Here is a 21,521-nt window from a genome sequence, read left to right as displayed (position 1 = left end):
GCGCCCTACGGGCGCAGCAGCACCTTGATCGCGCGCCGCTCGTCCATCGCGGCGTACGCCTCTGCGGCCTCGGCGAGGGGGAGCTCGACGTCGAACACGAGGCCCGGCTCGATGGCGCCCGACAGGACGTCGGGCAGCAGCTCCTCGATGTAGCCGCGCACGGGTGCGACGCCGCCGTTCACGCCGACGTTCGTGTTGAAGAGCTGGCGCACCGGCAGCTCGGGGCCTCCGTTCGGCACCCCGACGTAGCCGACCATGCCGCCGGGCCGGGCCGAGCGGAGCGCCTGGTCCATCGACTCCTCGGTGCCCACGCACTCGAGCACGCGGTCGGCGCCGATGCCGCCCGTGAGCTCGCGCACCGCGGCGATGCCCTCGGCGCCGCGCTCGGCGACGATGTGGGTCGCGCCGAACCGGCGGGCGAGCGCCTGCCGCTCGGGGTGGCGGCTCATGGCGATGATCGTGCCGGCACCGAGCCGCTTCGCTGCGATGATCGCGCAGAGGCCCACCGCCCCGTCGCCGACGACGGCGACCGAGTCGCCCGGCCCGACGCCCGCCGAGACGGCCGCGTGGTGTCCGGTGCCCATGACGTCCGAGAGGGTGAGGAGGCCGGGCACCTGCTCGTCGCGCACCGGCCCCGGCACGACGACGAGGGTGCCGTCGGCGAGCGGCACGCGCACGCGCTCGCCCTGGCCGGCGTCGGCGAAGGCGCCCTTGCGGTCGTCGCCGCCCCACCAGCCGCCGCCCAGGCACGAGGTCGACACCCCGTTGCGGCAGTTCACGCAGGTGTTGTCGCACACGTAGAACGGCGCGATCACGAAGTCGCCGACCTGCACGCCCACGACGTCGTCGCCGACGGCCTCGACGACGCCGATGAACTCGTGGCCGATGCGGCGCGGCTCCTTCGTCGGCGTGATGCCGCGGTACGGCCAGAGGTCCGAGCCGCAGACGCACGCGGCGACGACCTTCACGATCGCGTCGTCGCCGGTCGTGATGACGGGGTCGGGCACGGTCTCGACGCGGATGTCCCGGGGAGCGTGGATGACGGTGGCGAGCATGCCCTCGAGCCTATTCCCGGTTCGAGCCCGGGCACCCCTGGCCGGCCGCCCCGTCGGCACGAAGCGCCGCCCGGCGATCCGCCGGGGGGCGCCCGACCGAGACAGCGGCACGTCTTGACGCCCCGCCGACCCCGGGCTACTCTAAGCGAACCCACTCTGACAGCGTTGTCATATCGAGATCTCTCACGATGCGACTCCTGTCGAATCCGCATGTGGCACCCCGAAGGCCCGCTGAATCCAGGAGACACCCATGGCCCCCTCCGGCCCCGCACCCGCTCTTCGCGCGAAGACGCTCCGATGGCGCCGCACCGTCGCCCTCGCCGTCGCGGCGACCCTCGCCGCACCGCTCGCCGCCCTCGCGCCCGCCGCCCTCGCGCCCGCAGCCCGGGCATCCGCCGCCCCCGTCGCGAACGCCGCCGCCTTCGGCGCCCCCGATGAGATCGCGGCCGACTACTACGCCGCACTGCTGCGCCACACGCGCTGGGTGAACTCGGTGTGGGATCCGGCGATCAACGCGTACCAGTCCAAGGACTTCAACTTCGCGGTCGTGCTCGGCAACGCCGTGATCGTCACGCACGGAGACTACGACGCCGAGATCGCCGGCATCTCGAAGGACCAGCTCACCCAGCGCACGATCGACACGATCCGCTACTACGCCGCCAAGAACCGCTTCGTCGACCCGAACGGCACCTGGGGCAAGCGGATGTTCTGGGACTCCACGTTCCAGTCGTACTTCCTCGACGCGGGCCGCGTGCTGTGGGATCGGCTCGACGCCACGACGCAGAAGAACCTCGAGACGATCGCCGTCGGGCAGTCGGCCTACACCGCCGACCTCGACTACGGCGACGACCCGCTGTCGGGCTCGTGGACGGCCGACTGGCCCACCGGCAAGCACGCGGGCGACACCGCGCAGGAGGAGGCGGGCGTGTACACCCAGGCGCTCGCGCCGGGTCTCGCCTGGGCACCCGACCATGCGGACGCCTCGCGCTGGAACGAGCAGCTCGGCGACTGGGCCCGCAACGCCGCCGGCCAGCCCACCGCCGACCTCAACAACCCGGCCGTCGTCGCCGGGAAGCCGGTGTCGACGAACACGATGCAGACGATCTACGACACGTACCTCGTCGAGAACCACGGGTCGTTCGGCCCGCACTACCAGTCCGACATCTGGCGCTCGGGCGGGCGCAACGCGATCCAGTTCATCCTGAACGACCAGCCCATCCCCGAGTACCTGAAGCACCAGCCGAACTCGGCCGAGCTCTGGCGGTCGATCAAGATGGTGATGTCGAATCAGGGTGAGCCGTTCATGCCGATGGTCAACGACCGCGAGTACCTCTACGGCCGCGACGTGATCCCGATGGCGTTCCTCGGTCAGGTGCTGCGCGACCCCGACGCCGTGCGCGCCGAGGCGAACATGGCCGCGTCGCTCGAGGCCTACCAGGCGTACCCGCCGGTCGACCGGCTGGCCAAGTTCTCGGGAGAGCCCAAGTACGAACCCGAGGCGCGCGCCGAGATCGCGATCTCGTACCTGCTGCACGTCGAGGCCGCCGAATCGGCGGAGGGCGTCGTCCGGCCCGCGCCGCAGGACGAGTTCTTCGCCCGACTCGCCGGGGTGCGCGACTTCGGCGCCGGCCCCGGTCTCTCGGTGCAGCAGTCCGCGAACGCGTGGGCGGCGGCATCCAGCAAGAAGGGCTTCCTCAAGTTCCCCTGGGTTCCGGGCCACGACTCGTGGCTGTTCGCGCTGTCGGGCTCGACGCCGTACCTGTACCCGAACTCGGCGGCGACCGTCGACGAGCGGCGGACGAGCACCTACACCGCGCCGCGCGACGGCTTCGAGGGCACGGCATCCGTCTTCCGGATCGGCGGCGGCTACGCGGGCCAGGTGACGCTGCCGAACGGGGCGGCACTGTACGCCTCGACCGGCGCCGGCTGGCAGGACGGCACCGTCTCGGTGCGCAACCTCGACCTCGGCGGCTACAACGGCCTCGACGGGTCGCGCACCTACTACACGGCCGAGGGGTCGGCCACCGACACCCTGCCCGTCGTGACGCCGCCGAACCCGGCCGACGCGAACGCCGCCCGGATCGACGACCTGTCGTTCGATCCCGTGTCGGCGCGTTTCGTGCGCATCCAGGGCCAGCAGGGCAACGCCCGTTACGGCTACTCGCTGTACTCGCTGCACGCCTACGGGACGGGCGCGGAGGCCGCGACCGACCTGGCCGCCGGACGCCTCGCGACCGCCTCGAGCGAGGACCCCGCCCGTCGGGCCTCGACGGTCACCGATGCCGACCCCGCCACCCGCTGGGCCGTCGCCGTCGCCGAGCGCACGCGTGCGGACTCCTGGATCCAGGTCGACCTGGGTGCGGAGAAGAGCGTCGGTTCGGTGCGACTGGCCTGGGAGGTGAGCGCCGGTGAGCGCTATCTCGTGCAGACCTCGTCGGACGGCCGGACCTGGACCACGCAGACCGCCTACACCGGCAGTGCCGACGCCAACGTCGCACGCCTCGACACCGTCGACCTGACGCCGGCGGGCGCGACCGCCCCGGCTCCGGTCGAGGCGAGGTTCGTGCGCATGCAGGGGGTGCAGGGCGACCCCGCCTACGGCTACTCCCTCTTCACGATGCGCGCACTGACGGCGACCGGCGTCGACGCGGCGGCGGGCAAGCCGGCGACGGCATCGAGCTCGGACACGGGTCGTGCCCCGTCGAGCGTGACCGACAGCGACCCGGCCTCGCGCTGGGCCGTGTCGCGTGCCGACCGCACCCGGGCCGACTCGTGGATCCAGGTCGATCTCGGCGCTCCCACCGCGATCGCGCAGGTGCAGCTGGGCTGGGAGGCATCGGCCGGTCGCGAGTACCGCATCCAGGTGTCGGCGGACGGCGAGACGTGGCAGGATGCCGCGAGCTTCCGCTACACGGGCGACCAGGTCGCCACGACCGAGGGGTCGTGGATCAACGTCGAAGGCGCGGCCGGCTACGTCGTGCGCGGCGGGCAGGCGCCGATCACCGTGTCGAGCGAGAAGGAGGGGATCAACACCCTTCGGCTCGGCGGCGGCGACCGTCCGATGCTCGTCGAGATGGTGCCGGGCGACGCCGCCGCGACGGCCGCGCAGGATGCCGCGCCGCAGCCGAGCGCCGACGGACTGCTCGTGAGCTCGCTCGGCGGCTACCTCACCGCCTTCAACCTCACCGGGGCCGACGTCACGACCGACGTCGCGGTCCCCTACGTCGGCGACACCGTGGCGCTCTTCGCCGGCGACCAGGTGCTCGGGCCGGATGCCTCGACCCTCACCGTCACGGTGCCCGCGGGCGACGCGGTCGTGCTCGCTCCGCGAGCCGCGGTGAAGACCGCGGCCGCGGTCCGGGCGGCCGGTGTCGCGGTGTCGGTGCTCGACGGCCGCACGGTCCGCGTCGCGCGGCCCGACGGCGGGGATGCCGGAGCGGGAGCCGTGAAGACGATCGACGTCACGAACGTCGAGACCGGCGAGACGCGGACGCTGCCGATCGGCAAGCCGAAGGTCGCGGCGCCGGCGTCGTTCCCGGGCGCGACCGCGTTCCCGGTGCCCGACCTGGCGCTCGCGGCGCTCACGTTCCCGGCGTCCGTGCTGCCCGAGGGCATGACCTCGCCGCAGGGCGCGGTCGACGGCGACGCCGGCACCGCGTGGACCCCGGGGGCGGACGGCCGCATGGTCGCCGACCTCGGCTCGGCGCACCAGATCGGCACCGTCACCACGCTGTGGGACGGCGACGGGGCCCCGGCGGCGATCGTCTCGGTGAGCGACGACGGCATCACGTTCCGCGAGGTCGGTTCGCTCGAGGCCGGCGCGACGCGCGGGTCGGTGGCGGTCGATGCGACCGCGCGGTACGTCGCGCTGACCACCGATTGGGCCGAGGGCGACCCCGGTCTGGTCGCACTGCGCGCACTCGTTCCGGGGGCGGTCGACCACCCTCGGGGCGTGCAGCTGAGTCGGTGACCGTCGGCGGCTCGGGCTGCGTCGACGTGCGCCGCCCGGGCCGTCACCGCTCGCGCGCCTCGCCGAGCATCGCGCGGAGCTGCGCGACGACGAGCTCGTGGTCGTCGAGCTGCGGCAGCCCCGAGACGCCGACGGCGCCGATCACCGCGCCCGAGACGAGCCGCAGCGGCAGCACGCCGCCGTGGGCGGCGAACAGCTGCGGGTCGAGGCGGGCGTGGGTGTCGAAGTCCTCGCCCTTCGCGCGGAACTCCTCGCCGACCAGCAGCGAGGACTTGCCGTAGCGCTCCACGACGCGGTGCTTGCGGTCGAGCCAGCCGTCGTTGTCGGCGCTCGCACCGGGCAGCGCGGCGTGGAAGACGCGCTGCGGCCCGAACCAGATCGCGATCGCGATCGGCAGGCCGCGCTCGGCCGCGATCGTGCGCAGCCGGGAGCCGAGCCGCCAGGCGTCGTCGAGGGTGAACGCGGCGAACCGCAACTCGTCGTGCTCCGCCTCGAGGCGGTCGAGCAGGGCAGTCATGCTCGAAGCGTACCTCCGACCGATCGGTGCCGGAGCCGCACGCGGGACGCGACCATCCGCCCTGCCGCAGTCCGGGTTCGCGGGATGTCGGCGGCATCCGCCAAGATGTCCGAGTGACCGGCATGAGATCGTTCTGGGCCGCCCTGCCGACCGAGGGGCGTTGGCTGCTGTCGACCGTCGCCATCCAGACCCTCGGTCGCGGCCTGACGTTGCCGTTCACGATCATCTACCTGCACGAGGTGCGCGGGTTCGACCTCGGCGTCTCGGGCACGCTCATGGGCCTCATCGCCATCACCGGGCTCGTCGTCACGGGGCCCGGCGGCACGCTCATCGACCGGTTCGGCGCCAAGATCGTGCTCATTGTGGGTCTCGTCGCGATGATCGCGGGCTGCACGCTGCTCGCCTTCGCGACGACGCCCGCGGTCGCCGCGGTCGCGCTCGTGCTCATCGGCATCAACTTCGGCGTCTCGTGGCCAGGCTTCAACGCCCTCATCGCGACCGTGGTCGAGGGCGACCTGCGCCAGCAGTACTTCGGCGTCAACTTCGCGCTCGTCAACCTCGGCATCGGCGTGGGCGGCATCATCGGCGGCTTCTTCGTCGACGTCGACAACCCCGACACGTTCACCGCGATCTTCCTCGTCGACGCGGCGACGAGCCTCATCCCCATGGCGCTGCTGCTCGGGCCGCTGCGGCACGTGCGCACGCACGCCGAGCCCGACGAGCACGCGGCTCCGGTCGGCGGCTACCGCGAGATCCTCAAGCGCCCGGCCGTGCTCTGGCTGACGCTCGTCACCTTCATCTCGGTGTTCATCGGCTACGGCCAGATGGAGGCGGGGTTCCCCGCGTACGCGCGCCAGGTCTCCGAGGTGTCGACGCAGGTCGTCGGCTTCTCGTTCGCCGTCAACACCGCCGTCATCGTGCTGCTGCAGTTCACCGTCCTGAAGCTCATCGCGGGCCACCGCCGCACCCGGGTGATGCAGGTGATGGCCGCGGTCTGGGCCCTCTCGTGGCTCGTGCTCGGTGCGACCGGGCTGCTGCCCGACTCGCTCGCCGCCGCGATCGGCGTGCTCGCGTTCATGGGCATCTTCGCCTTCGGCGAGACGATGCTGCAGCCGACCGTGCCGGCGATCTACAACGACCTCGCCGACGACCGAAACCGCGGCCGCTACAACGCGATCAACGCCGCGGCGTTCCAGGGCGGCGCGATCACGGGGCCGGTCGTCGCCGGCGTGCTGCTCGGCGTCGGGCAGGGCGCGTGGTTCATCGCCGCCATGGTCGCCGGCTGCGTGCTGATCATGGTGCTCGCGCTCGCGCTCGAGCGCCGGGTACCCGCGTCGGCGAACGGCGTCGCCGAGCCGTCGCCCGAGCCGGCGACCGACCCGAGCGCGTCGCCGGCCGGCCCGGCGGCGGGCTGAACCCGGCGGGGTCCGCGAACCCGCGCACGCGGCCCGTCATCGCGCGGTCCGCCGAACCCGCTACCGCTTCGGCAGGGGCGGCACGAGCACCCGCAGCGACCAGCCGAACAGCAGGAACAGCACGCCGACGCCGCCCGCGAACAGCGCGATGCCGAAGGCGATGACCGAGGTGAACAGCGACGCGCGCAGGAACGAGGCGTTCATCACGGTGGTGCGCAGCGGGTCGTCCTGATCGAGCTCCGAGTAGGTCTTGCCGTCGGCCATGTCGCGGGCGTGCATGTCGATGACCCCCGCCTGCACGTACGCGTCGATCGGTCCGTCGACCACCTTGCCAGCGAAGATCGGCGCGTCATCGGGGATGACGATGTTCTCGGCGCGCAACTGCGACGAGACACCCACCCACGCGACGACGGCCACGACGATCAGCAGGATCCCCCCGATGATCCCCGCGAGGCCGGTCAGTCGCACCACGTTCACCTGCGTACGGCTGAGCACCGCTCCGCCCGTCTCGAACTCCTCGGTCACGTCGCCCCCTTCGAACCGCGTTCGGTGCCAAGGCTAGCGATTCCCCGGCCGCGTGGACAGAGGCGGCGAGGCATCCGCTCCGCTGTGCGGATGCCTCGCAGCCGACGATCCGACGATCCGACGAGTCAGCCGCTCGTCGTCGCGAGCGATGCGAGCACGCCCTTCGCCTGCCGGATCTCCTGCGGCGTCGACGAGACGCTCGTGCGGATCGTCTCGACCTCGAGCATCGCCTCACCCCACGTCGTCGCCACGCCGTGCACCGTGACCGGTGTGGCGAGGTCGACCGACCCGTTCGCGAAGTTGAGCCACGCCGCGAGCAGGAACTGATCGAACTGGCCGGCCGCGTCGTTCTTCGGCGGCGAGTGGAAGATCGCCGCGGCGTCGTCGCGGTCGAGCGGGGTGTCGAGCACGGTGCTGAAGAACACGGCGATGTCGAGGTAGCACTCGAGCTCGGCGGTCGTGAAGTCGTTGCCGTTCTTCACGCGCATCTGGCCCAGCCACCACCCGTGCTGCTTGGACTTCTCGCCGTCGCCGACCACGACGATCGCGGCGTCGTCGGCATCCGAGCCGCCGTCGTCGTCGGTCGCCTCGGTGACGAGGTCGTAGAGGCAGGCCTCGGCGTAGACGTGATCGGCCGACAGGTCGACATCGCGCGGCTGCACGGTGGGCGACTTCGGCGGATCGAGCACCGGCGGGTTCACGAGCGACGTCGCTTCGCTCGTGGTGCCGTCGTCCCAGTCCCACACGACGGTGAGGTCGTCGCTGCCCGGGTCGGTCGTCGTGACGGGTACGGTCGCGCTGCCCCCGGCATCGAGCACGAACGCCTGCACGCCGTCGTAGGTCTGCATGCCCGAGGTGTCGATCACGATCGACGGGTCGACGTTGGCGACCTCCACGACGACCGACCCGCACGTCGTCGTGTCGTCGTCGGAGCCGCAGACCTCCACCTCGAACGACCCGTTGTCGCCGTAGTCGTGGCTCGTCTCGAACGCGAGCGACGCGTCGGGCCGGGCGTGCTCCTCGGCGCCCGTCAGCGGATGCGGGCCGGCGCCGTCGTCGAAGTCGATCGTCGCCGACAGGTCGTCGAGCCATCCCGGGTCGGTGATGACGCCCGTGATGGTCGCGGTGCGCGTCGCCTCGTCGAGCGGCGCGACCGGGTCGATCGACACCGTCGGCGCGACGTTCGCCACCCCGACGTCGGCCGTGTCGGTCGCGGTGTTGCCGTAGAGGTCGGTGACCCGCAGCCCGATGGTGAACGTGCCGTCCTGGCCGACCCGGTCGAACGAGGGGCTGACGCCGAAGGCGTCGTCGTACTGGCCGTCGCCGTCGAAGTCCCACTCCCAGGCCGAGATCGCGCCCGCGCTCGGGTCGCTGCCCGCACTCGAGCCGGCACCCGTCACCGCGACATCCGTGCCCTCGTCGGTCGCATACGGTCCGCCCGCGTCGGCGGTGGGCGCGCACGCGGCGGGCAGGGTCTCGTCGTTCACCTGCGCGGCGTGCCCGTTCGCCCCGGCCGCGACGGCACCCTCGCCGAGCCCGCGCTGCGCGAACGCCGACCAGATGGCGCAGACGTGGTCGCCGCCGTTCGTCGCGATGTCGGCTGCGAGCAGGCCGTTGCGGGCGTCGACGAACGTCGGCTTCGCGCCGCCCGCCGTGTTCTTCATGCCGTCGATCACGAGCTGCTCGGTGACGGGCACGCCGAGCAACGCGCGCACGGCGTACACCATCGTCGCCCAGATCGTGCCGTTGCCGTGCGGCGACGTGTTCGGCCCCGGAACGTACGGGTTGTAGTCCGAGTAGACGAGGGGCGACGTGTCGTAGGCGACGTTGCGCACCCCCGTCGTCGCGTCGCCGGTGACGTACTCGCCGACGACGGCGTCGTTCCACTTCAGGAACGAGATCACGTCGCTCCAGCCCTCGCCGAGGGCGCCCGTCTGGTCGTCGCCGTAGTCGAAGCTGCCGCCGCCGACGAGGCGCGTCGAGACGCCGTGGCCGAACTCGTGGGCGATCACGTCGCCGTCGAGCGAGCCGTCCCGGAACGGCAGCGACCACATGTACATCTGCATGCGCGGGCTCGACCCGTCGCCGGGCGTACCGAAGTTCGCGTTGTTCATGCAGCGGATGTCGTTGGGCGGCATCGCGTTGTCCTGGCAGCCGAAGTCCCAGCCGTCCTGCGCCTCGGCGAGCACGGGGTCGCCGTCGCTGCCCCCGTTGCCGAAGTTGTCGACCTGGAAGTTGCGCCATGCCTCGGTGAACCCGAGCTCGTACGTGTAGTCGTGCATCACGTTCGTGTAGTAGAAGAGCTGCGTGATGATGGCGTCGAGGTCGGCGTCGAGGCTCGCCTGGCTGCCGTCCGAGTTCGTCGCCCACGCGTCGGTGAACGCGGCGTCGAAGACCTGGTAGCCGGGGTCGCCCGATGCGGGCGTGTTCGGCTGGTACTCGTCGTTCGCGTCGTTGTCGTCGAGGTCGCGGTACGCGTCGACGTTGTTGCCGCTCGTCGTGGTGTCGTCGACCCAGGTGCCGTTGATGCCCGAGAACGGGTGCAGCTCGCGCGACGCGCCGGCCGCCTCGGGATGCTCCTCGTCGAAGACGTCGCCCTCCGGTCCGACCTCGGCGTAGCGGCTCGTCTCGGCGAGCACCTCGCCCGTCGCCGCATCGACGACGGACTCGACCCACACTTCGCCCGACACCTCGACGTCGGTGACCCACGCGAGTCGCAGGCTGCGACCCTCGTCGTCCATGAACCAGCGCTGCTCCGCCTTCAGCGGGGTCGGCTCGACGAGCCCGTCGACGGCGATCGAGTTCGGCACCTCCACGACCTCGCGCTCGGTGGTCTGCGCGGCCGCCGGCACGTCGGCGGCGGTGACGTCGGCGCCTGAGGCCACGACCGCCGTCTCGGCGATCGCCTCCGCCGCGGTCACCTCGGGGGCCGCCGGCGTGATGGGCGCGACGTCGGCGGTCGTGCCGCCGACGTGCACGAGCCGCCCGTCGGCGTCGATGCTCGCGGTGACGACGGCGTGGTGCACGGGGATTCCGACGACGGACTGTCGCAGCTGCACGTAGGCGACCCCGTTCGGGTCGGTGATCACGTCGTCGACGACGAGCGACTCGAGCCCTGCACCGTCGAGCCCGAACGCGTCGCGGTGCTCGGCGAGGTAGCCGAGCACGAGCTCGGCCGGGTCCGCGTCCGACGGCCCGGTGAGCGCGCCGGTCGGGTTGAGCACCGAGCGGACATCGCCCGCGCCGTCGCGCGTGACGAGCGCGGCGCCGAACTCCTCGCCGAGATCGGGCGGCGCCTCTGCGCCGGGTGCCGCGAAGGCGGCGACGGGTTGGCTGATGACGAGCGCGGTCGCGGCGATGACGGCAGCCACGGCGGTCAGACGGTACACGATGACCTCCGGAGGGACGCCCGGGGATCCGCGGAGCGATCCCCCCGGTCGCCCCGCGGCGTGGCCCTCGGTCGAGCCGGCCGTCACGTTACTCGTGGGGGACACGCGCCGCCCGGCAATGGGGGACAGATGGCACGCGACTCCCCCGGACTGGGGGTAGGTTCGTCGGCCCTCGCGCACGGCTCCGCGACCGTGCGAGGACGGTTCCGCATGGCGTCGGCGTACGGCACGAGGCATCCGCCCGGGTGAACGGATGCCTCGTGGCCGGCGCTAGTCGTCGAGCAGTTCGGCTTCGACGACCTCGTCGTCGGCGTCGCCGGCGACGGGTGCGCTCTCGCCCCTCGTCACCGTGAGCGACTCGCCGTCGCTCGCGAGCGCGACCACGACCGCGTCGCCGTCGCGCACGCTGCCGTCGAGCAGGGCGCGGGCGAGCCGGTCGTCGATCTCGCGCTGCATGAGCCGGCGCAGCGGACGCGCCCCGTAGAGCGGGTCGTAGCCGCGCTCGGCGAGCCAGGCCCTCGCGTCGGGGGTGACCCCGAGCTCGAGCCGGCGCTCGTGCAGGCGGGCGCCGAGACGGTCGATGTAGAGGTTGACGATCTCTGCGAGGTCCTGCTCGCTGAGCGCCGAGAAGACGACGAGGTCGTCGAGGCGGTTCACGAACTCGGGCTTGAACGCCTGCCGCACCGTCTGCATCACGGCCTGCTCCTTCTCGCTCCAGCTGAGCGCCGGGTCGATGAGGTACTGCGAGCCGAGGTTCGAGGTGAGGATGAGGATCGTGTTGCGGAAGTCGACCGTGCGGCCCTGGCCGTCGGTCAGGCGACCGTCGTCGAGCACCTGCAGCAGCACGTCGAACACCTCGGGGTGCGCCTTCTCGACCTCGTCGAAGAGGATCACCGAGTAGGGACGACGGCGCACGGCCTCGGTGAGCTGCCCGCCTTGGTCGTAGCCGACGTACCCGGGAGGGGCGCCGACGAGGCGCGACACCGAGAACTTCTCGCCGTACTCCGACATGTCGATGCGCACCATGGCGCGCTCGTCGTCGAAGAGGAACTCGGCGAGCGCCTTCGCGAGCTCGGTCTTGCCGACGCCGGTCGGGCCGAGGAACAGGAACGAGCCGGTCGGCCGGTTCGGGTCGTTGATGCCGGCGCGCGAGCGGCGCACCGCGTCGGCGACGGCCGCGACGGCACGCTTCTGGCCGATGAGGCGCTTGCCGAGCTCCTGCTCGAGGTGCAGCAGCTTCTCGGTCTCGCCCTGCATGAGCCGGCCGACGGGAATGCCCGTCCACGCCGAGATCACGGCGGCGATGTCCTCGTCGGTGACCTGCTCGTTGACCATGCGCGGTTCGCCGCCGGCGTTGCCGGACGCATCCGCCTGCTCGGCCGCCTCGAGGTCGCGCTGCAGGTTCTTGATCGTCTCGTACTCGAGCCGCGAGGCCTTCTGGTAGTCGCCGCCGCGCAGTGCGAGGTCGCGCTGGGTGATCGCCTCGTCGAGCTGCTTCTTGAGGTCGCCGACCCGGTTGAGGCCCTGGCGCTCGCGCGCCCACCGTGCCTCGAGCTCGGCGAGCTCGCGCTCGAGCGACACGAGCTGCTCGCGCAGCTTCGCGAGCCGCTCCTTCGAGGCGTCGTCCTTCTCCTTCTTGAGGGCGAGCTCCTCGAGCTTCATGCGATCGACCTGGCGCTTGAGCTGGTCGATCTCGACGGGCGACGAGTCGATCTCCATCTTGAGTCGCGACATGGCCTCGTCGATGAGGTCGATGGCCTTGTCGGGCAGCTGGCGCGCCGTGATGTACCGGTTCGACAGGGATGCCGCGGCGACGAGCGCGGCGTCGGAGATCGTGACCCCGTGGTGGGCCTCGTAGCGGCCCTTGAGCCCGCGCAGGATCGCGATCGTGTCCTCCACGCTCGGCTCGCCGACGTACACCTGCTGGAATCGGCGCTCGAGCGCGGCGTCCTTCTCGATGTACTCGCGGTACTCGTCGAGCGTGGTCGCGCCGATGAGGTGCAGCTCGCCGCGGGCGAGCATGGGCTTCAGCATGTTGGAGGCCGCGACGGACCCCTCGCCGCCGCCCGCGCCCATGAGCAGGTGCAGCTCGTCGACGAAGGTGATGATGCCGCCCTCGGCCTCGTTGATCTCCTTGAGCACGGCCTTCAGCCGCTCCTCGAACTGGCCGCGGTACATCGCGCCCGCGACGAGCGCGGAGATGTCGAGCGAGACGAGCTGCTTGTCCTTCAGCGACTCGGCGACGTCGCCCGCGACGATGCGCTGGGCGAGACCCTCGACGACGGCCGTCTTGCCGACGCCGGGCTCGCCGATGAGCACGGGGTTGTTCTTGGTACGACGGGTCAGCACCTGGCTCACGCGCCGGATCTCGGCGTCACGGCCGATCACCGGGTCGAGCTTGCCGGCCTTCGCGAGGTCGGTGAGGTTGACGCCGAACTGTTCGAGCGCCGACTTCTGCTCCTCCTGCGAGTTCGGCGCGCCCTGCATGTTTGCCACTCGATGGTCCCTTCGTTCAAAACTTGAGTCTACTGAACTCAACTTTGCGAAGGGGGTCGGTATTCCGGAATCGCGCGGAATCTCCCCCGCGCTTCACGCTAGACCGGATGCCTCGGGGTGGCTAGCCCGAGGGGCGGCCGTCGCGCGGCGCACCGCCGTGCGGGCGCTCAGTCGGCGCTCGCCCGCGGCTCCGGCTTGCGGCCGTCGCGATCGGTCCTGAGGTGCGGCAGGTCGGCGGCGCGCATCGGCTTCGACGCCGCGAGCTCCTCGACCCGACGCGAGCGGCGGGCGAGCGGCGACTCCGACGCCGTCTCGAGGATCAACCGCTCGGACGCCCGGTAGATCGAGACCGAGAGCTCTGCGTCGCGGTCGGCGACGGCCTCGAGGGGCACGAGCACCGCGGCCTCCCACGTCTCCTCCTCGACGACGCGGTGCCCGCGGAACGCGTCGTCGGGATCGGTGCGGTCCGGGATCCCGATGCTCAGCCCGGGGTCGACGACGGCCTGCAGGGCGACGACGGCCTTGCCCGCCCTCACCTCGATGAACGCGGTGCCGCGCACCGTGCCCTGCTCGGGCGGCGCGACATCGACGACGGTGCTGTCGAGCACGCGGATCTCGCCCCGCTCCACCTCCAGTCGCAGTCGAACGCTCCTCGCCTCCGGGCTCGGTTCGATTCGCGCTGCCACCTGCGGCCCCCAATCCCTGCGCCGCGTCTTCTCACCGTACAGCGCGAGGGATGCCTCGACGCCGGGCTTCGGGCGTCCGGTCCGCTCCTTGAAGGCGGCCGACAGCAGCCGGCCGTCCTTGAGCCGCCCTCGGCGGGCGGCGTTGCGCCGCGCGCCGCCGGGTTCCTCATCGAGCCGCTTGCGCGGTCGCTCGCTGGTCTCGTCCATGATCTCGCCCCTCCTCGTGCCCGGCTCACCAGTTGCGGCCGAAGCGGTAGTCGTGCACCCACCGGTGGTAGATGCAGTCCATGGCCAGCGGCGCCGTGCCGCTGAAGGTCGACGTCCAGTCGGCGTTGTGGGCCAGGATGCGGTCCGGCCCCTTCCTCGTGAACGGTCCGATCACGATCGATTTCGAGAGCGCCGTCGTCACCCGGATCCGGTGGCGCTCGGGCACGCGATCGAACCGATCGACGGAACCGAGTCGCCACTCGCCGACGCGGTCCTCACGGAAGTCCGCCGACAGGTTCGACCCGCTGGAGATCATGCGGCCCGCGTATTCGTGCGACCAGTCGTCCATGTTCCAGGCGAACAGGTCGACCTTGCCGTCGCCCGTGAGGTCGGCGGGGAGGAAGCGGTCGTGACTGCGCATGCCGCCCCAGCCGGGGACGTCGCCGTCGAACATCCGCACGAACGCGAAGTCGCTGCCCGTCGAACGGAACATGCCGAGGTAGGGGTTCGCCCAGTCCGAGCCGTTGAAGACGTAGAGGTCGTCCTTGCCGTCGCCGTTGAAGTCGCCGACGAAGAACCGGTCGTGCTCGGCGAAACCGCCCCACCCGGGCAGGTCGTCCTCCCACATCCGGATGCACCGGAACAGGCCGCGCTGCATGCGGAACAGGCCGAGGTACTCGCTCGACCAGTCGCGCGAGTTCCAGATCAGCAGGTCGTCCCGGCTCGTGCCGCCGACGTTCGCCACCATGATCTCGTCGTGGTCGGCGAGGCCGCCCCAACCGGGGATGTCCCCGTCGTACCGGTGCGACTGCGAGAACCCCGAGCCCGTCGAGATGAGCGTGGCCACGTACGGCATCGACCAGTCGTCGAAGTTGGAGACGAGCAGGTCATCGCGTCCGTCGCCGTCGAAGTCGCCGACGAGGAACGCGTCGTGCCGCGCGAACCCGCCCCACCCGGGGATGTCGCCGTCGTAGCGCGCGAGCACGCGCATGCGCCCGTCGGCGTCGACCTTGATCAGCGCGAGGTAGGGGAACACCCAGTCGGTCGAGTTGTAGACGACGAGCTCGTCCCGCCCGTCGCCGTCGAAGTCGCCGGCCAAGTAGCGGTCGCCCGGCCTGATCTCCCAAGAGCCGGGCACGATCGCGGCGGTCGTGCGCTTGTGCGCCCAGCGTGTGCCGTTGGCGCGGTACACGGTCAGGGCCCGGTCCTCCACGCCGATGAACTCCGAACCGAGGCTCGACGTGAACCGCCCCGGCACCGCTCGCGTGAAGCTGTGCTTCGCCGGGCCGTGGTAGGTGTCCTTCAACTCGGTGTAGCAGACCGGGCAGAAGTCGGGCGTGTTGCTGTTCATCCGGCAGTCGATCACGGGGCGGAAGATGGCGGTCTCGAACGTCGCGCCGCCCTCGAAGAGCCCGGCGTCCGACGCGTCGTCCCACCCGGCGGGCTTGGTGCCCGCGGTCCAGCCCGCTGCCGCGCCCGTGCCGGTCGGCACCGGCGTCGTGCCCGCCACGAACTGCTTCCACTTCAGGCGGGAGCGCCTCGTCTCGATCGTGACGTTGACCCGAGCGGGCTCGCCCGATCCGTACGCCCCCTTGCCGGTCGCACTGTACTCGTCCTCGAGGTCGCCGAAGCCGTGTCCCATCTCATGCGCGATCGTGTCCCAGCCCTCCTGGGTCGTGACCTTGAGCACTGAGCCGGTGCGCAGGCCGCCCGGCAGCGTCGAGTTGACGATGATGAGGGTGAAGGCGGCGCCAGGAGCCCACTTCGCGACGGCGTCGTCGATGCGCTTCTTCGTGTTCGCGCCGTTCTCGAACCAGTTGTGCCACCACTCGCCGTTCGAGATGATGCCGAGCGCGGTGTCGAAGATGCTCTCGGTGGAGGTGTCGTCGGCCAGGTTCGACGGGGTGCCGTTGAGGTTCCAGGTGCGCGTGCTCGCGCCCGAGTGCACCGATTCGAGGTTGACCCGCCGGATGTTCCAGGCCGCGGCATCCTCGTTGTAGTAGCCGCTGCCGAACACCTGTTTCATCACCACGTCGCGCACGTACGTGTTGTAGACGGTCTGATCGTTGCCCGCGGCGAACCCGTCGCCGAGGATCGCGAGCGTCTTCCCACCCGATCCGACGTCCTGCAGGACCGTGACGCTGTCGGCCATGATCATCCGCCCTTCGCGTTGAGCCGCGGACTCCGCCGCCGTGCTCCCTGAGTTGACGAGATGATCATGAGGGATATTCAGGACCGCGGCATCGGGGATGGCCCTGAGCCGAGGCATCCATGCATCGGAATGCACCCGCCCCGAACCGCGTTGGCTCTGACATGCGACGCTTCGGAACCCTCTCGTTCGGACACTACGGCCCGCTCGGCGGCGGCCGCGAGCTGTCGGCGGCCGACTCGATGCTGCAGGCCATCGACCTCGCGCAGGGCATGGACGAGCTCGGGGTCGACGGCGCCTACTTCCGCGTGCACCACTTCGCCCGCCAGCAGGCGTCGCCGATGCCGCTGCTCGCGGCCATCGCCGCGCGCACCTCGCGCATCGAGGTCGGCACGGGCGTCATCGACATGCGCTACGAGAACCCGCTGCACCTCGCCGAGGACGCCGCAGCGGTCGACCTCATCGCCGGCGGCCGCCTCGCGCTCGGCGTGAGCCGCGGATCACCCGAGACGGTCGTCCGCGGTTACGAGACGTTCGGGTACACGGGTTCGGAGGACCCGCGCGGCGCGGACATCGCACGCGACCACTTCGCCCGGTTCCTGCAGGCGATCGAGGGCGAGGGGCTCGCGGAGCCCGACCGCTCCTCGCCGTTCGCCGGTCCCGTCACGGGCACCGGCGGCCTGCAGCGGATCGAGCCGTACTCGCCCGGACTGCGCTCGCGCATCTGGTGGGGCGCCGGCAACCGCGACTCCGCGGAGTGGGCGGGCCGTGTCGGGGTCAACCTCATGTCGTCGACGCTGCTCACCGAAGACCGCGGCATCCCGTTCGACGAGCTGCAGGCGCAGCAGCTCGAGGCGTTCCGCGCCGCCTGGCGCGAAGCGGGCCACCCGGGCGAGCCGCGGACATCGGTGAGCCGTTCGATCTTCCCGATCACGACCGCTGAGGACGAGCTGTACTTCGGCGGCCGCGAGGAAGGCGACGGCGTCGGCTACATCGACGGCCTGCGCTCGACGTTCGGCAAGACGTACGCCGGCACGCCCGACAAGCTCGTCGAGCAGTTGCAGCGCGACGCCGCGATCCAGTCGGCCGACACGCTCATGCTCACGATCCCGAGCCAGCTCGGCGTCGAGTTCAACCTGCGCCTCGTCGCCGCGTTCGCGGAGCACGTTGCCCCGAGCCTCGGCTGGCGGCCCACGACCGACGGCTGAGCTCAGCGCTCGACCTCGACCGACACCACCGTCGTGCGCACGACGCCGGAGGGCGTCGGCACCTCGTAGCGAACGGGCATGCCGGGATAGCCCGGCGCGAACCAGAAGACCGACACCGACGATCCCGCGTCGCCGTGCCGCGTGGCGTAGCGAAGGCACTCGAGCGTGCCGAGCGGGGACTCGATCACCTCGGTCGTGCGCTCGGTGTGGTCGGCCGGGAACGCCGCATGCTCCTGCAGCTCGAGCCACGTCACGCGTTCGTTCGTCACCGCCCCGTCGACGTCGCCTGCGGCGTCGAGGCGCCACTGCTCGAGCGTGGCGCCCTCCGGGTCGCATCCGCTGAACCGGTTGACGCGCTCGAACCGCTCACCGCCGGGAAGCTCGACGAGCAGTCGGATCAGCTTCCCGACACCGCTCGCCGCCCTGATCTCGTCGGCCGTGAACGGCGTCGGCAGGAGGCCCGGCCCGAGCACGTGCGGGTCGGAGGCGGTCGGGTCGTCGCTCGCGAGCCCCGCAACGGCAGCGTCATCGCTCATGGCGCAAGTCTGCGACATCCGCCGTCATCTGGGAACCTTCTCGGACCATTCCATGCGTTCTCATACGTTCATGCGCGAGGCTCGAAGTCCGCACGCACGACATCACGGCAGGAGCCGCATGCAGAAGCGCACGAAGATCATCATCGCCTCGATCGTCGCCGGGGCACTCGCCCTCGGCGCGACCGCCGCGATCGCCGGCCCGATCGTCTACCGCGACCTGATCGTCGGCGAGGCCGACGCAGCACCCAGCGTCACCGCGGCGCCCACCGCTTCGAGCGACGCGGATGCCTCGGCTTCGACGACCGATCTCAGCGGCGAGTGGACCGTGGCCGACGGCTCCTACGCGGGCTATCGCGTCGACGAGGTGCTGAACGGCACCGATGTGACCGTGACCGGCCGCACCGCAGAGGTCGACGGCACGCTCACGGTCGACGGGCTCAGCCTGACCGGGGCCGAGTTCACGGTCGACGTCGCCTCGATCGCGACCGACTCGGCCAACCGCGACGACTACTTCCGCTCGACGGCGCTGCGCACCGACGAGTTCCCGACGGCGACCTTCGCGCTCACCGAGCCGATCTCGGTCGCCGAGGCGCCGGTCGTCGGCGAGGTGCAGCAGGTCGCCGCCACGGGTGAACTCACCCTCGCCGGCGAGACGCGGCAGGTGACCGTCGAGCTCGAGGCCGTGCTCGACGGCGCGACCGGGCAGGTCGCCGGCAGCATCCCGATCACCTTCGCCGACTACGGGGTCGAGGCGCCGAACCTCGGATTCGTCTCGGTCGAACCCGACGGCTTCGTCGAGTTCTCGCTCGAGCTCGAGCGCGCCTGAGTCCTCGAGCCATCTGAGCCGAGCGCCGGCGCCGGCGCCGGAGCACGTGCTCAGGCCGACGTCGTGGCGGCGAGGCTCCGGGCCAGGATCCGCGCCGCCTCCGGGAACCGCTCCGGCTCCGCGCCCGAGTAGTTCAACCGCACGAAGGGCCCCGACGGCTCGGCGGGAAACCATTCGCGCCCCGGGGCGATCGCGAGGCCCCGGGCTTCGGCGTCGCGGACGAGACCGTCGACGTCGGTGCCGTCGGGCAGGCGTGCCCAAAGGTTGAGCCCGCCGGCGGGCACCGCCTCGACGTGGACGTCGGGCGCGTGCTCGCGGAGGCTCTGCACCAGCAGGTCGCGACGCGCCCGGAGCTGCCCGCCGAGGCTGCGGAGGTGGGCGGCCCACCCCGGCTGGGTGACGACGTCGAGCGCCGCGGCCTGCACGACGCCGCTGACATACATCGCCTCCGCCGCGCGGTCTGCAACGATCCGATCGCGCGCGGGCCCGCGCGCGATCACGACCGCGACCCGCAGCGCCGGCGACACGCTCTTCGTGAGGGAGCGCAGGTAGATGACGTGCCCGTCGTCGTCGAGGGCGGCGAGGGGCCGGACTCCGGCGTCGATACCGAGATCGTGGGCCCAGTCGTCCTCCACGAGGAAGGCGCCGTGACGTCGGACGGTCTCGAGCACGGCGCGTCCGGTCTCGACCGGCCAGCTCGCCCCGGTGGGGTTCGCGAAGTTCGGCTGCGCGTAGAAGGCCCGCGCTCCGGTCTCCGCGAACGCCCGCTCGACCGCTGCGGGGTCCGGCCCGGCCGGCCCGGTCGGCACCGGCACGAGCACCACGCCGGCCTGTTCGGCTGCGAGCATCGCTCCCCAGTAGCTCGGCGACTCGATCAACATCGGGCGTCCCGCACCCACGAGCGCTCGGAAGATCGAGCTGAGACCTCCCTGGCTACCGGCAGTGATCAGCGCATCGCGCGGTGCCGCGTGCGCGACCCCGGCCGGAGCCGCGGCGGCGAGCTCGTTCGCGAACCACGCCCTGAGTTCCGGCACGCCGGCAGCCGGCGACCGGGTCATGGCGGCGTCGGTCCTCGCCGCACGGGCGAGCGCCTGGCGGACGGCTCGTTCGGGCAGCAGCTCGCGGGCCGGGTAGCCCGAGTGCAGCGCGATCGCGTCGGGTGCGACCTGACGGTGCGTCGCCGACAGCGCGGCCGTGCGCGACGGCGGCGCGCCGAGTGCCGCCGTCTGCCATCCGTAGTCGGCGGGCCGAACCGCGCGCGTCGCACGCACGAACGTGCCGATGCCCGGCCGGCTCTCGACGAGGCCCAGCGCGATGAGCTGCCGCATCGCCTTCTGCACCGTCACCGGGCCCGCTCCGAACTCGTGCATGAGCGCCCGATTCGACGGCACCCGCGCCCCGGGCGGCGCCGCAGCGATCCATGCCCGCAGGTCGGCGACGATGCGCTCGGTGCTACTCTGACTCATGACAGGCCAGAGTAGCGTTATCCATCGTTCGACGACAGTGCTTTCAGGGCGCGCCGGACTCTGGTGGGGGCTCCTGGGTGTCACCGCCTTCTCGTTCACGCTGCCGTTCACGCGCGTCGCGGTCGGCGGGCTCTCGCCGCTCTTCATCGGATCGGCGCGCGCGGTCGTCGCCGCCGCCCTGGCAGCGACCGCCCTCGCGCTCACGCGTCAGCACTGGCCGACCGCCGTGCAATGGGCTCGCCTCGCCGTCGTCGCGGGCGGCGTCGTCGTCGGATTCCCGCTGCTGAGCTCGTTCGCGCTCACGACGGCCCCTGCGAGTCATGCCGCGGTCGTCGTCGGCCTCCTGCCGGCGGCGACCGCGGTGACAGCCGTGATCCGGGCGAAGGAGCGGCCGGCGCGGTCGTTCTGGCTCTTCGCCGGCCTCGGGGCGATCGCGGCGATCGCGTTCGCCTCACTCCAGCACGGCGGGCTCGGCGGGCTGCAGTGGTCCGACCTGCTGCTGTTCGGCGCCGTCATCGCCGCGGCGATCGGCTACGCCGAGGGCGGCCTGCTCGCGCGGGAGCTCGGCTCGTGGCAGACGGTCTCGTGGGCGCTCGTGGTCTCCGCGCCGCTCATGCTCGCCTTCACCGGCGTCTCGGTCGCGCAGCAGCCGCCGGCGGCGACACCGGCCGAGTGGCTGGCCTTCGCCTATCTCGCCGTCGTCAGCATGTTCCTGGGCTTCTTCGCCTGGTACCGCGGCCTTGCGATCGGCCCGATGGCCCAGGTCAGCCAGGTGCAGCTCGTACAGCCGGTCATGAACATCGGGTGGGCCGCACTCCTCCTGAACGAGCCGATCGGCTGGCCGACCCTCTTCGGCGGGCTCGCGGTCGTCGCGTGCGCAGCGCTGGCGGTGCGCACCCGACTGCTTCCGCGGTAGCGCTACGCACTCCGAACTGAATCGAGCAGTGGGCTCGGGGCAGACGGGGCGTTAAACAAGAAGAGCCGCCAGCATCTCTGCTGGCGGCTCTTCTCGAAGGAATGTCCGGCGGTGTCCTACTCTCCCACAGGGTCCCCCCTGCAGTACCATCGGCGCTGCG

The 21,521-nt window shown here is 71.6% G+C and carries 14 protein-coding genes; 5 read left to right on the top strand and 9 right to left on the bottom strand.

Features of this window, described 5'->3' with window-relative positions:
* Positions 1–5 precede the first annotated feature (5 nt).
* Positions 6–1,055, bottom strand: coding sequence for a zinc-dependent alcohol dehydrogenase family protein (locus PX701_RS00070; RefSeq protein ID WP_275505138.1), 1,050 nt, complete (start codon positions 1,053–1,055; stop codon positions 6–8).
* Positions 1,056–1,305: 250 nt separating this feature from the next.
* On the opposite strand from PX701_RS00070, the gene PX701_RS00065 reads away from it, so the two are divergent.
* A complete protein-coding gene (locus PX701_RS00065) occupies positions 1,306–5,025 on the top strand; it encodes a discoidin domain-containing protein (protein ID WP_275505137.1) in 3,720 nt (1,239 codons plus the stop codon).
* A gap of 43 nt (positions 5,026–5,068) precedes the next feature.
* Here the strand turns inward: PX701_RS00065 and PX701_RS00060 are convergent, their stop codons facing one another.
* Positions 5,069–5,542, bottom strand: a complete 474-nt coding sequence (locus PX701_RS00060; RefSeq protein ID WP_231429520.1) for a heme-degrading domain-containing protein — start codon at positions 5,540–5,542, stop codon at positions 5,069–5,071.
* Between the two features lie 122 nt (positions 5,543–5,664).
* Here PX701_RS00060 and PX701_RS00055 point away from each other — a divergent pair, with 122 nt between their 5' ends.
* Complete coding sequence (locus tag PX701_RS00055) at positions 5,665–6,957, top strand: MFS transporter (protein ID WP_231432234.1); 1,293 nt, start codon at positions 5,665–5,667, stop codon at positions 6,955–6,957.
* A 60-nt stretch (positions 6,958–7,017) separates the two neighbouring features.
* Here the strand turns inward: PX701_RS00055 and PX701_RS00050 are convergent, their stop codons facing one another.
* The 5 genes from PX701_RS00050 to PX701_RS00030 form a co-directional block, all read right to left on the bottom strand.
* Entirely contained in the window at positions 7,018–7,482 is a 465-nt protein-coding gene (locus PX701_RS00050) for an aromatic ring-opening dioxygenase LigA (RefSeq protein WP_231429519.1), read from the bottom strand.
* A 125-nt stretch (positions 7,483–7,607) separates the two neighbouring features.
* Complete coding sequence (locus PX701_RS00045) at positions 7,608–10,853, bottom strand: M36 family metallopeptidase (protein ID WP_275505136.1); 3,246 nt, start codon at positions 10,851–10,853, stop codon at positions 7,608–7,610.
* Positions 10,854–11,141: 288 nt separating this feature from the next.
* The gene (locus PX701_RS00040) at positions 11,142–13,367 is read right to left on the bottom strand and encodes an ATP-dependent Clp protease ATP-binding subunit (protein WP_420831031.1); all 2,226 of its coding nucleotides are present in this window, start codon (positions 13,365–13,367) and stop codon (positions 11,142–11,144) included.
* Between the two features lie 167 nt (positions 13,368–13,534).
* Complete coding sequence (locus PX701_RS00035) at positions 13,535–14,260, bottom strand: hypothetical protein (protein ID WP_275505135.1); 726 nt, start codon at positions 14,258–14,260, stop codon at positions 13,535–13,537.
* Positions 14,261–14,285: 25 nt separating this feature from the next.
* Complete coding sequence (locus tag PX701_RS00030; protein WP_231429511.1) at positions 14,286–16,412, bottom strand: M64 family metallopeptidase; 2,127 nt, start codon at positions 16,410–16,412, stop codon at positions 14,286–14,288.
* Positions 16,413–16,573: 161 nt separating this feature from the next.
* Here PX701_RS00030 and PX701_RS00025 point away from each other — a divergent pair, with 161 nt between their 5' ends.
* Complete coding sequence (locus tag PX701_RS00025; protein WP_275505134.1) at positions 16,574–17,617, top strand: LLM class flavin-dependent oxidoreductase; 1,044 nt, start codon at positions 16,574–16,576, stop codon at positions 17,615–17,617.
* A gap of 2 nt (positions 17,618–17,619) precedes the next feature.
* Here PX701_RS00025 and PX701_RS00020 read toward each other — a convergent pair whose 3' ends face one another.
* Positions 17,620–18,153 (bottom strand): hypothetical protein, encoded by a 534-nt coding sequence (locus tag PX701_RS00020; RefSeq protein ID WP_231429509.1) that lies wholly within the window; start codon positions 18,151–18,153, stop codon positions 17,620–17,622.
* A 118-nt stretch (positions 18,154–18,271) separates the two neighbouring features.
* On the opposite strand from PX701_RS00020, the gene PX701_RS00015 reads away from it, so the two are divergent.
* Entirely contained in the window at positions 18,272–18,979 is a 708-nt protein-coding gene (locus tag PX701_RS00015) for a YceI family protein (RefSeq protein WP_275505133.1), read from the top strand.
* Between the two features lie 50 nt (positions 18,980–19,029).
* Here the strand turns inward: PX701_RS00015 and PX701_RS00010 are convergent, their stop codons facing one another.
* A complete protein-coding gene (locus PX701_RS00010; RefSeq protein WP_275505132.1) occupies positions 19,030–20,445 on the bottom strand; it encodes an aminotransferase-like domain-containing protein in 1,416 nt (471 codons plus the stop codon).
* Here PX701_RS00010 and PX701_RS00005 point away from each other — a divergent pair.
* Complete coding sequence (locus tag PX701_RS00005; protein WP_275505131.1) at positions 20,444–21,361, top strand: DMT family transporter; 918 nt, start codon at positions 20,444–20,446, stop codon at positions 21,359–21,361. The two genes, PX701_RS00010 and PX701_RS00005, sit on opposite strands and share 2 nt — an antisense overlap.
* Positions 21,362–21,521 lie beyond the last annotated feature (160 nt).

Source organism: Agromyces chromiiresistens, assembly GCF_029167465.1.
GTDB lineage: Bacteria > Actinomycetota > Actinomycetes > Actinomycetales > Microbacteriaceae > Agromyces > Agromyces chromiiresistens.
Note: the sequence above shows the minus strand (reverse complement) of the source record. Positions and strands in the feature narration are given on the sequence as shown.